This is a genomic window from Ensifer adhaerens (assembly GCF_028993555.1).
GTDB classification, from domain to species: Bacteria; Pseudomonadota; Alphaproteobacteria; order Rhizobiales; family Rhizobiaceae; genus Ensifer; species Ensifer adhaerens_I.
Window position 1 is genome coordinate 1,501,444 of sequence record NZ_CP118611.1, and the last position, 12,056, is coordinate 1,513,499.

Here is a 12,056-nt window from a genome sequence, read left to right on the forward strand (position 1 = left end):
TTTCAGCGATGTGAAATTCGCTTTGGCGTGTTGTACCAAAACACTCACGGGTTGCACCCAAGCGTGCACCCCTCGAATCCCGAGTGACAAGCGTCAGATCGTTGGCCTACAGTTTTGGCGTCAACGGGCAGACGCCCTGCATGGAGTAGACATGACAGTTCCCATCGCAGATCTTGAATGCCACCCCTCGCTGACCGCGTGGATGGAAAGCCGTTTCGGAACCTGCTGCAACAACATGGTCGTCCTTATGATGATTGCAGTTGTCGGCTGCGCAGACAAGCACGATCTGGACGTTGAAGCGCATCATATCGCGCTTGTCCGGAAAATCGTCGGGATCGCCAAGGCCTCCCGACGCCCACAACGCATCCCCACTTTCGATGAATTTGCAGTCTTGCTGCGCGACTACAAGGGGATGCTATTGATCCGCGAAGTCCGGTGGACGGGCGGTACGCTCGTCCCGGCGCAAGCCGAAAAGAAAATCATCGAGGCGATGACGTCTCACGACCAGGCGGCGGCAGTCGCCTGCATAGGCAGCGCCGCTTAAGAGCCGCTCGCCGCACCCAAGCACCAACCAACAACAACCGATAATCACGAGGTCTGCCATTTCGCAGAGCGAGAACCCGTGCGCGCTTTTCTGGTCACTCTTTCTCTTTGTGAGCCAGCTTCGACGCCCACCCGTCTCGCCTGACGTCGGCCGCCCTCGTGAACCCGAGATCAATCGACGCAAGGAGTCCTCTATGCGCGACCCCATCAACAGCCTCTTTCGCAACTACGGCCTGTCAGAACTCGACGAAGACCTGGGTCTCTGCGACCCCGACGACCTGATCCACGTCGAGTTCCCCGAGCCGCGCTCGGTCAAGCGCCGCATGAAATCCCCGGCAGCGCGCTCCATTCACGCGAGCGGCGCTTCCTCTGCCGGCGGGCGTCCTCGCAGCCACCCCTAAGAAGCGCCAGCACCAGGCGCGCGGACAGTGATCGCTGCCCGCCGCCCGTTCATGCACTCTTCGTCAGGAATGACAAGGCATGCCGTTCATCTTTCTACGGTCCGCCATGCGCCGCATCACGCGGAATCGCGCGCTCATAATATGCCGGATGCTCAAACACTCGGTCCTTTAGGACCAAGTCGGCTCCGCGCGGAACACTCAAAATTTTGGTTCAATTGGAAAGGGTCACAAGATGACTTCCTGCAACGCCATTCCTCGCCTTCTCACCATGTCCGATCTCACCTCCGTCTACGCGTCGCTGAACCGACGCGGGCTGGACGACGAATCCTTCGCCACTGCGTTTCACTTCGCGCTCGAGATGGCGGAAAGCGATCACCGCGGGATCGACGAGGCTTACCTGGACTATTTTGAGCACGTCGACTTCGAAGAAGGCGCCCATCTTTATTCGCGCCGGCCTCAGCTCGAGCTCTGCTGCGTCGACACGTTCATCGAAATCGCGGTCGACATCGTGACGAAATGCATCACGCACCTGGTCGAGGAGGCCGACGCCGAAGCCGTCCAGACGGTTGCTGCACCTACTCCGATGAGAAAAATCACGTCGCTCCGCGCGGTCCTGCTCGGACTTCTTGCAAAAGGCGCCGGGCGCCGGAGGCGCCTTCCAGCACGATCTTCACTGAACAACGGCGGCAAGGCGGGGACCAAGAACCCGCGTGTGCGTGCCGTACCCTCGCGGGCACGTGCGGCAGCGACGGCATTCTGATCCGCCGTTCTTCCGGCATTCGGCGAGCAACGCCCGCGCTGCGGGCCTGGCACGACGGTCCAACACCATCGCCACCGTTGCGGCCTCCGGGTCGCAGGAACAACCGTGTCCACTGAAAGGACAGGACATGAACGCACTTCAAATTCTTCGATGCATGAAAGAGGAAGAAGCCAGAGCAGGCCTGCCAGTCAACGCTAATCGTGGCTTGAGACTCGTCCCCGACCACGCCACGTCCGGTCGCCTGCTCGATGTCGGGGGCAGTACTTCAGACTGCGGTGCCGAGCCCGATCCATGGTCCGAGGTCTGGGTACCGACGGCATTTTCGACCGGCACACGCCAGCCGACGCCTCGCAGCAAGGGCCATAGCCGAGGTTGGGTCGTAGACCCTGCCGCGAACCGGGCGATCGGCTTTTCCAGCACGCACGAGATGCGTCTGGCTGCGATGCTGCTCGCCAATCGCAACGTCGTGGAAGTGGAGGACCAGCCTGCGGCCGTCTCCTACCGCGGTGCCGACGGCAAGCGTCATCACCACACGTTCGACTACCGGGCGACCTACAGAAACGGGCGACGTGTGGCTATCGCGGTAAAGCCGCGCTCGGCCGTCGTGAAAAGCGGTATCCGGGACGTGCTCAAGCGCGTCCGTCCGGTGTTGGGCAGCTTCGCACACGAGGCTGTCCTTCTGACAGACACCCAGATCACGATGGCCCGGGGCCGGAATGCCCTCAGCATCCTGCGCGCGCGGCGCGCCCGCAATGAAGAGGACTGCGCCCGTATGCGGAACCTATTTCGGCGCGTCCATGGGTCCGTCCACGCGGATCATATCGCAGAGCAATTTGGAAACAGGGCGGCCGGAAAGAACGCCATCTGGTGCCTGATCTACGACGGGTTCCTGCAGCTCGCAGAGCCCGACCGCAAATTTATCGACGCGCCCTTCGTGGCGAAAGTCGCGACAGTTGGTTGAAGGAGACACGCATGAACGAGATCACTCCCATTCCACCGCGGAACAACGACCAGGGATCGGAACACGTACCGATCTATCGGTTCGGCCCCTATGCAAAGCTCGTCTATCGGGGCAGCGACTACCAGCCCGTTTCAGCCAACCTGGCCGGGCACGTGCTCCGTCGCATGGACGGAAGCAACCTCTACGAAGCGTTCAGCCACAAACAGATCGCCCAAATGCTAGCCGAAACGGATGACCCACTGGTGGTCCATCCCTCAGCCTATGCTCCGGGTGCAGAGAAGCGCCACGCCGGCGGCGCTGGCCTCCTCTCCGCGCTCACGAACCAGCAGCAGAACGTTGTTGTCTGGAAAGAGAAGTGGTGCCGACACTGGATCAGGCTCGAGGCACGCGATCCGAACATCAAGCGAAGCGACGAGTGCATGCGCCTGCAGATGTATCTGATCGCCCAGGAGTTGGCTCTCGAACAACACACGGAAATCAAACGCACGACCTACAAGTCCAGGAAGAACCGGACCGAGCGAATGCCCGGCCCGAGGACCCTTCGTCGTTGGCTGCGTGAATACGAAGACGCAGGCTATGATCCTATCGTTTTCGTCGAGAAGTACCCGAACACGAAGCCAAGTCCGCTCGACGCCCAGGTCCAGCAGATCCTTTCCACCTACGCGCGGATGTATGCGTCCGACACCCAGCCACAAATGAACGCCCTATACGACAACATGGTCGGGGCTATCGAAGCGGAGAATACGCGCCGCAGTTCTCTCGACATGAAATCGCTCAGTGTTCCGTGCCTGCGCACCTTCCAGAACCGCGTGAATGCTCTCCCGCAATCGTACATCGACCTGGGGCGCCTTGGGCCGGAAGCGGCGGCGCGCAAGCACGCGATCGTCCAACGGGGGGTGGAGGCCGTCCGTCCGCTGGAGCGCGTCGAAACGGACGAGTGGCAAGTCGATAGCCATGTACTACAGGCACACAGCGAATTCTGGAAGAAATTGCCGCCGAAGCTGAAGAAGCAGGTCAAGCGTATCCGCCTCTGGGCCACTGCCATCATCGACGTGGCGTCGAAATGCATCGTCGCGCTCCGCGTCCACAGAGAACCGCCATCGATGAAGTCGGCGATCATGGCGCTCGAGCTCGTAACGCGAGACAAGACCGACATCGCCCGCAGGATCGGCTGCCGTACCCCCTGGGACATGTGCGGCACACCGGAGACCGTCGCGGCAGACTCCGCGACTTGGTACACGAGCGCCGCTTTTCGCGTCGTCGTGAACGACCTTGGCTCGACCCTGTTCCTTCCCCCTGCCGGCAAGCCGGCGATGCGGGGAACGATCGAACGCGCCTTCCGCACCTTCGGAAGCAAGGCGTTGCAGTACTTCTCGGGACGTACGTGGGGCTCCATCGAGAAGAAGGGGGACTACGATTCCGAGGCCCAGGCGAGCCTGACAGTCGACCTGACGTCGGAGGTGCTCACTCGCTTCGTCGTCGACGTCTATCATAATGAGCCTCACGCCGGTCTGGGAGGGGAGACCCCGCGCAACGCCTGGGCCAGGCTGAACGCCGAACACGGGGTCTTGCCCCCGCCCACCGGCGATCGTCGTCGGCACATCTTCGGAATCAATTCGACACGAAAGGTCGGACGCGAAGGCATCCGCTTCCTGGGTATCCACTACCAGTCGCATTTCATCCAAAAGCTACGTCGGGACGACCCGCGTGTGCGGTACACCATTCGTGTCGATCGTCACGATCTTGGCGAGATCTCCCTGAGACACGGAGAAGGATGGGTTCGCGTGCCCGCCGTCTACGACGAGTTCAAGGGGATGAGCATCTGGACCTGGATGGCGGCCTGCGAGCGCCATCGGCTACTCAACGCGGAAAACGCCAAACTCGCTCGTGAGACGCTCCGGAAAACCAAGGAGTGGCTGCAGAGCCAAGGTCAAATGGCACGGCTGGAGGCGGAGCTCGGAAGTGGCTTCGTCACCGACGAGGATTTCGAGCGCTTCGAGAAGAAACTCGACCACGCGGTCAACCTCTCCGAAAAGAACGCCGCCGTTCCGGACGACTACGAAGCCGACTGGGGACCGTCGCCACAGTTCTTCGACATGATGGGCATCAAGCCGGTCGAGTTCATCGAGAACTCCGAAGCCGCGAAGACGGCCGCCGCCCCCGTCGAGACAGGGCCGCCGATCCCGGAGATCGCTGAAGCCGACGACGAGACCGACCCGGAAGATGACGAGAGCTATGGCTCGCACTTCCTCAACGCCTCCGAATTCGACAACTAAGGAAGGCACCAATGTCCCAGAATTACGATCAGGCAGAAGTCGTCGCCCGCGTGAGGGCGACGCTCGATCCCACTCATCTTGTGAAGGCAGAACGTATCGCGGAGATGAACTCGCGCTACATCGGGCTGGCCCGAGACAAGGTCGTCGCAGAGGCCCTGCACGCGCTGGTGGCGAGCATCGCCACTGTCGATGCCGAGAACATCGCCAGGCCGGACAAACGCCGTATCGTCGCCATCTGCGGCGACTCCGGTTCCGGCAAGACCCGGGCGCTCATGGAGCATACGAGCAGAATCCCAGCCATGCAGCCGTATGTCGACAAGGACGGGGTCCAAGTCTGGCCGTTCCTGAACTTCAATGGGCCCTCTCCGTCTACGCCGCGCCTGGTTGCGTTCACCGGCTTGGAGAAGCTCGGATACCCGATCAAGACGACGCTCGCGGAGCATCAGGCATGGGCGCTCTTTCAGAAAATGCTGAAGGTACACCGCGTCAACTTCGTGATGATCGACGAGGCGCAGCACGCAGTCGACACGGCCGACGTCAATATGACCACCAAGATCGGCAACGCTTTCAAGAACCTGGTTCAGATGCCTGACTGGCCGGTCCGTCTGATCCTGGCCGGCGTGGCGCCGCTTCCAAGCTTCCTCGCCCGCAAGCAGCTTTACAATCGCCGCACGGTGATCCGCTTCGACAAGATCAAGGGCAATGCCGTGAAGGATACGATCCCAATGGTCCTCGCAAAGGTGATTGTCGATCACGCGGATCTGGCCGTCGGCGAAGGCCTGGCGGGCGATTTCCCGAAGCGACTTGCGTTCGCGTGCGACGGGGACTTCGGCTCGATCGTCCAGATGGTCCGCGGCGCCGCCGAGCTTGCGATCCTCGAAGACGCCGCAACCGTGGACCTGAAGCACTTCGCGCGCGTTTACGCCTCCTATTCAGGCTGCGCGGCCGGGGAGAACATCTTCAAGGTGGACCGCTGGGCGGAGATGGTGCCCTACACCGCGTTCATGCGCGACGACGACCACGCTTGGGAGAAGGCGCATTTCGAGGCGAAGAGGCGCAAGCCGACTAAGTTCGGGGTGCGGCCGTGACGCGCCCTTTCGATGGTTTCTTGCCCACCACACCGCGCGCAAGCTTGTCAGTGCGTAGAGTTACTCGAGGAGGCGGTAAAAATGTCGATCGCAGGCGCGTCAGAACTTCTCCTGAGTATCGCCCCTCTGAACGACGCCTCCAACGCCCTCTCCGATGCGGACAAGCGAGCTTTCGATCATTGTTTGCATATTGGCGAGCGCGCAACCGAGTTCCATCTTGACCATGAGCTCGATATCGTCACGAAGATCGTTTTCTCACCGCTCAATCCGTCTGCCCAGATCATAGGTCTCGTTCAGCACCCGCTTCATACGGAGGACTTTCCTTCGGAGATGGCGCATCTCAGGTAGCTGGGTTCTCGATCGGTTCGCCAGAAAGTCGAGACTGGTAGCTTCTGCTGTCATGTTTCGTAGATCTCCAATCCGGAGACTTTCTGACGCTTCCGCAAGCCACAAACCAGCCCACGAACTCGTGGCCAGATCATCCACCCTTCAACCGCAACGTAGTGGTTGAACGCTGCCGCATGCGCGCGTCGCAAACTGGGCGTTCAGGACGCAGCCTGCGCAGTCTTTTTCGCTCGTAACCACTCGACCTCAGATTTTCCCAGGAGAACCATGACTCGACTGTCATTGCGACTTCCGTTCCACTCCGATGAAACACTTATCAGCTACTGCTCGCGGACTGCTGTGGCGCTCGGCCACACCAACTCGCGAACCTTTGCCTGCCATATGGGTTTCACCCTAGAGGGCCTGGCCCATGGCAATCCTGCCGACGTCGAAACCTTCGGCTACATCGCCAACCTGGACTCCAGAGCGCTCAAAGCCGCCGTGGTGAAAAGGGAGGGCGACTTTACTTTTATAGGAGGAGAGCGCCTCACCAGGCTCTACGTCCGACGGAGCCCATTGAGGTTCTGTCCCCATTGCTTGGATCACGACGAAATCAACGGTCCAGGGCGGTCAGGCGTGCGTGCATACGGGCGTAGGAATTGGCTTGTCGCCCTCATTCGCTGCTGCCCGATCCATGGCACCAAGATTGTCACTTCGGACATCGCGGGCACCACGCACGTCAATGACTTCATGGTCAGGCTCGCCTGGGAGCGGCCTAATATGCGGAGTCACCGAATGCACAGCACTCCGGCAAAACCTACAAAACTGGAACAGTACGTCGCCCGTCGTCTCCAAGGCGTGCCGTCAGGCTACGCCTTCCTCGATGCTATGCCTCTCCACGTCGTCGCGCACATGACCGAGTTGGTCGGTACGGTACACATCAAGGGCATCTTGGAGCCGGTTCGACGGGAGCATTATTTCGACTACGAGGATGCCGGTTTCGAAATCATGTCCGCGGGCGAGGAGTCCTTCCGGAAATTCCTGCGCTCGCTTCACGCTAACTTTCGCAGGTCGTCGATGCACTCGCTCGCTGGCGTTTACGGTCGGCTCTACACCGGGGTGCGGCTGAAGGATCGCTCATATGATAGAGTACGCGCCGTGATGCGCGACGTCGCCTTGGCGGAACTGCCATTCGCTCCAGGAGACGACGTCTTCGGCCCAGTGGAAACCACTAGATGGCATTCGATCCCTAGCCTTTCCAGCAGGTTCGGAATGGGCACAAAAAGGATGGAGTCGCTACTGCGCGCAAATGGGCTCCTGCCAGCGAAACCAGAGCCCGGACGAGCGAACGCCTTTGTACACGTAGAGGCGGCTGCCGATTTTCTGAAGGATCTCGAAACCGCTGTTTCGAGCCCTGCGGCGGCGGCATACCTCCGTATGCCCCAGCCGGCGCTGCATCAACTTCTGGCGGCGGGCCAAATCAAAAGTCACCACGTCAGGAAGGGTCCTAGGGCCCTTGAGCCCTATTTCTCGATCCTGGAACTCGACCGCTTCGTGGACCGGCTTCGGCAGAGTGTGACCACCGATGGCTACCCGCAGGGCGCGGTAGATTTGAGGACCGCCCCGCGTCGGGGCAGAACCAACGCGAGCCGGGTGATCTCCCTCATTTTCAATGGAGACCTGAAGACCGTGGCTTGGGATTCTTCCAAAACCGGCTACGGCGCCGTTCTGGTTGTACCCCGCGAGGTCCGAGAGGCTCTACGCCGCCCTGTGATCTTTGAAGGTTTCACAGTACCGCAGGCTCGAAAGCAGCTTCGCGCGGCCGGCGAAACGATCCTCGATCTCATTCGTCATGGCTATCTTGAAGCGTCGATCGCCCATCCTCGGCCAACCAAAAGGACGCCACCTTTGATCCCGGCCGCCAAGTTGCAACAGTTTAAGGCCGAGTATGAAGCAGTGTCTTTCATTGCCCAAAAATTCCGCACGACGCCACGACGGCTGGGTATGATCCTTCGGAGTCTCGGAGTGCTGCCCGCCTTCGATCCGGCGCTTGTCCGCACGACCTACTACAGGCGCAAAGAGATCGAAGTTCACGCGGAACAAATAGCCAAGCTGACGCCACTACCGCCGCGCGTGCGACCATCTCGACGGCGCCCCTCTCACTCATAGAGCTGAGCGCTTCCTCTTCATCTGCTTGTTGAACTCGTAGGGAGAAATCCTTGAGCGGTCTTTCACTTACCGTGCCTCTTCACAGCGACGAGACGATCGCGAGTTACTGCTCGCGTACAGCTGCGGTCAACGGGCTGCCCAAAGCCGCTGTTTTCGCGTCGCACCTTGGCTTCAGCTTCAGAGGACTTGCCAACGGCAATCGCGCCGACGTCGATACATTCGCAGACGCTGTCGGGCTGTCGTACGACGAGCTACGGCATGCGCTGATGGTCACCGACGGCACGCGCCTTTGGATCGGTGGCGAATGCGTGCCGCGAACACAGCTTCAAAGGCAACGCCTACGCTTCTGTCCACATTGCGTTGTCGAAGACGAGACGATCGGCACCGGCCGTCGCGGCACGCGGGCGTATGCCCGGGTCAACTGGTCAGTCTCCGCCATCCGCACATGCCTGCTCCATCGAACGAAGCTCGTCACCTCAGAGAAGACGTCCCGTAGCGCAGTCTACGACTTCACCGCCCGTCTGAACTGGGAGCGTCCGACAATGCAAGCCCACGTCGAGGACGCGGAGGCGCAGGAACCATCCCGGTTAGAACACTATGTCGCCGGCCGGCTTGTGGGCGCTGCCTCCGCCGGTGCACTTCTGGACGTGATGCCGCTCTATGCTGCGATCAAGACCACCGAGTGGGTCGGAGCCGCCGCCCTATTCGGCACGAAGATCAGCTTTGAGGAAGTCACGGATGCACAGTGGCACCAGGCGGGAAAGGCCGGGTTCGATATCATGTGCGAGGGCGAAAGCAGCGTCCGAAGCTTCTTTGCTTCGCTTTGCTCGGACTACTTCTCAAACAGAGTGTCGATGCATCCGGCTGCCGTTTTCGGCAAGCTCTATCGGCTTTTGAAGTCGCGTGAAAGTGATCCAGGTTTCGAGTGCGTCCGCCAAATCTGCCGCGAGGTAGCGGTCACCCAGCTCCCCTACGGTCCGGGCGACGAGGTGTTCGCGCCGGTGTTGGAGCGGAATTGGCATACCGTTGGGACGGCCGCAAAGGCACACGGACTTGCTGTCCCGGAAGTCCGAACTTTGTTTCGAGCTGGCGGCCTTCTCCCTTCAATCCCTGGCGAGCGCCAGAAGCGCACCCTTGTGGAAGCGCACATTGCTGACAAGCTGCTTGAGGATGCCAGGAACGCTCTCTCCTTCGGACAGGCAAGGGAGCTCCTTGGCATGAACATCGAGGACTTCCGAGCGATGATCGATTTGGGATGTCTAAAGCCGCTACTCACTATTCGTGACGGTGGCCACATGATCCCGTACTTCGCGAGAACGGAACTGGGGCGTTTCCAAAGCGATCTGAGAGACCGTGTGACGATGGAAAGCTTCTCGCCCGGGATGACGAGCATCGGCGATGCCGCTCGAAGGGCAAGGTGCACGGTCAAAGACGTCATCAAGCTCCTGTTCGACCGCAAACTTCAAAAAGTCGGATTGAACGAACGCGCCCCTGGATTTGCCGGGCTCCTGGTCGATGCCGCCGAAGTTCTCGAAAGAACTCGAACCTCGATACTCAACGTATTCGATCCAATCGAGTGATCGGTTGGCCATGTCAGCGCTCCTTCGATCCGGCCGTATCGGCGTGAAGAACGCATAGGCTCCTTCCCGCCAACCGACTATGCGCAGAACCGGGCTTTGCCCGGTTTTTTTGTGCCCAGAATTGTCTGTCACACAGCCAACCTGGGCCATTCTTGAATGCACTTTGGGACAAATTCGATTACTTGAAACCGCATCAGACACAATTAAATCAATAACTTACAAACATTGTCGGCCAAACATGGCTGCTTTTTACAAGTTCTACTTGTCTATGCTCACCCCGAACCCCGCTCGCTCAACGGCGCGCTACGCGATGTCGCCATCAAGGCGCTTGAAGCCGAGGGACACGAGGTTCGCGTGACCGACCTCTATGCCGATGAATGGAAGTCGGAAATCGACCGGGCGGACTTCCCCGCCCTTACGTCGGATACCCGGTTCAAGCCTAGCCGCGCTTCGAAGGAGGCCTTCGCCACCGATACGCTGACCGAAGACGTCAAGGCCGAACAGGAAAAGCTGCTATGGGCCGATACCCTGATCCTGCAGTTTCCGCTGTGGTGGTATTCGATGCCGGCGATCCTCAAGGGCTGGGTCGACCGTGTTTACGCCTACGGCTTCGCCTATGGCGTCGGCGAACATAGCGACAAGTATTGGGGTAAGCGTTTTGGCGAGGGGACGCTTGCCGGTAAACGCGCCATGCTCGTCGTGACCACCGGTGGCTGGGAGGAGCACTACTCTTCGCGCGGGGTCAACGGGCCGATCGACGACCTTCTGTTCCCGATTAACCATGGCATCCTCTTCTATCCAGGCTATGACGTGCTCCCACCCTTTGTCGCCTACCGGGTGGACGGCCTTGATGATGCAGGTTTCGACGAGACCGCCGAGCGGCTGCGGCAACGGATGCGCACTCTTGCCACGACAACACCCATTCCCTATCGCCGGCAAAATGGTGGGGATTATGTGATCCCGAGCCTGCAGCTTCGCCCGGAGCTCAGCACTCCGGACACACGCAGTTTTGCTCTTCACCTGAATGGTGGGCGCGATAGCGCCGCTTAGCGTTGTGGTTGGGCGCCGTCGTCAGCGCGAGAGCCTGGCGACGGCCGGCCGGCGCGCCGTATCCGACAGGGCCGGCCGCTCGAAATTCAGCGCCGCGGCCATGACTTCGGCGGCGGCAAGTGCTGCAATGACCGCCGGCCGCTTGTCCTTCACCGTCGTGCCACCGATCGGGCAGACGAGCCGGTCGAAGAGTTCCGGCCGGCCGATCTCGCGCGACAGCCAGTTCTTGAAGGTCCCGCGTTTCGTCTTCGAGCCAATCATGCCGACATAGGATGCGTCGTCACGCCGAAGCGCTTCCGCCGCGATCAGGAAGTCGAGTGCATGGTCGTGGGTGAGGATGACGAACGCGCTGCCGGACGGGGCGTCGCGCACGACGGCCTCGGGCATAGCCGTCAGGCAGGTTTCGATGCCCGGAATGTCGGCGACAGCCGAAAGCTCGTTCTCGCGGGTATCAACCAGTACTGTGCGCACCGGCACCAGGGACAATGCCATGGCCAGCGCATCGCCGACATGGCCGGCGCCGAAGACATAGACATGCGGCCGGCTGGCGATTTCGAGGTCGCTGCGTTCAATCAGCATGGCGGCTTTCTCCCGATCGATGCGTGTGAAGGCGAGCGCCACGCGCCCGCCGCAACACTGGCCAATCTCCGGACCGAGCGGGATTGTCATTGCCTCCGGCGCGTCGCCACGCTTCAGCGCCCGCCGGCCATGATCGATCGCCATGTATTCGAGCTGCCCGCCCCCGATCGTGCCGAAGAGGCTATCGGGAGCGACGAGCATCCAGGCGTCGGTGTCGCGCGGGGTCGAGCCCGCAGCACCGGTCACCTCGACGAGCACGCAGTCGCGTTCGCGTCGGAGAAAGTCCCTGATATCCTCGCGGCTCGCCACCATGACAATCAGCCCC

11 protein-coding genes are annotated in these 12,056 nt (G+C 60.7%); 10 read left to right on the forward strand and 1 reads right to left on the reverse strand.

The features are described from left to right. Positions 1-247: 247 nt before the first annotated feature. The 10 genes from PWG15_RS26995 (at position 248) to PWG15_RS27040 (ending at position 11,152) form a co-directional block, all read left to right on the forward strand. Positions 248-544, forward strand: coding sequence for a hypothetical protein (locus tag PWG15_RS26995; protein ID WP_275024586.1), 297 nt, complete (start codon positions 248-250; stop codon positions 542-544). A gap of 193 nt (positions 545-737) precedes the next feature. Further along, the gene (locus tag PWG15_RS27000) at positions 738-944 is read left to right on the forward strand and encodes a hypothetical protein (RefSeq protein WP_275024587.1); all 207 of its coding nucleotides are present in this window, start codon (positions 738-740) and stop codon (positions 942-944) included. 268 nt (positions 945-1,212) lie between these two features. Then, on the forward strand, positions 1,213-1,704 hold the full coding sequence (locus tag PWG15_RS27005; RefSeq protein WP_275024588.1) for a hypothetical protein: 492 nt from the start codon (positions 1,213-1,215) through the stop codon (positions 1,702-1,704). Between the two features lie 127 nt (positions 1,705-1,831). Next, positions 1,832-2,665 carry a hypothetical protein gene (locus PWG15_RS27010; protein ID WP_275024589.1) on the forward strand — a complete coding sequence of 278 codons (834 nt, stop codon included), beginning with the start codon at positions 1,832-1,834 and terminating at the stop codon, positions 2,663-2,665. 11 nt (positions 2,666-2,676) lie between these two features. Beyond that, positions 2,677-4,941 carry a TnsB C-terminal domain-containing protein gene (locus PWG15_RS27015; RefSeq protein WP_275024590.1) on the forward strand — a complete coding sequence of 755 codons (2,265 nt, stop codon included), beginning with the start codon at positions 2,677-2,679 and terminating at the stop codon, positions 4,939-4,941. Between the two features lie 50 nt (positions 4,942-4,991). Further along, entirely contained in the window at positions 4,992-6,029 is a 1,038-nt protein-coding gene (locus PWG15_RS27020) for an ATP-binding protein (protein ID WP_275024591.1), read from the forward strand. 81 nt (positions 6,030-6,110) lie between these two features. Continuing rightward, on the forward strand, positions 6,111-6,377 hold the full coding sequence (locus tag PWG15_RS27025; protein WP_275024592.1) for a hypothetical protein: 267 nt from the start codon (positions 6,111-6,113) through the stop codon (positions 6,375-6,377). 264 nt (positions 6,378-6,641) lie between these two features. Then, a complete protein-coding gene (locus tag PWG15_RS27030; RefSeq protein WP_275024593.1) occupies positions 6,642-8,522 on the forward strand; it encodes a TniQ family protein in 1,881 nt (626 codons plus the stop codon). Between the two features lie 71 nt (positions 8,523-8,593). Beyond that, entirely contained in the window at positions 8,594-10,102 is a 1,509-nt protein-coding gene (locus PWG15_RS27035) for a TniQ family protein (RefSeq protein ID WP_275027224.1), read from the forward strand. Between the two features lie 225 nt (positions 10,103-10,327). Next, positions 10,328-11,152 carry an NAD(P)H-dependent oxidoreductase gene (locus tag PWG15_RS27040; RefSeq protein ID WP_275024594.1) on the forward strand — a complete coding sequence of 275 codons (825 nt, stop codon included), beginning with the start codon at positions 10,328-10,330 and terminating at the stop codon, positions 11,150-11,152. A gap of 21 nt (positions 11,153-11,173) precedes the next feature. On the opposite strand, the gene xdhC is transcribed toward PWG15_RS27040, so the two are convergent. Further along, positions 11,174-12,040, reverse strand: coding sequence for a xanthine dehydrogenase accessory protein XdhC (xdhC, locus tag PWG15_RS27045; RefSeq protein ID WP_275027225.1), 867 nt, complete (start codon positions 12,038-12,040; stop codon positions 11,174-11,176). Between the last annotated feature and the right edge of the window lie 16 nt (positions 12,041-12,056).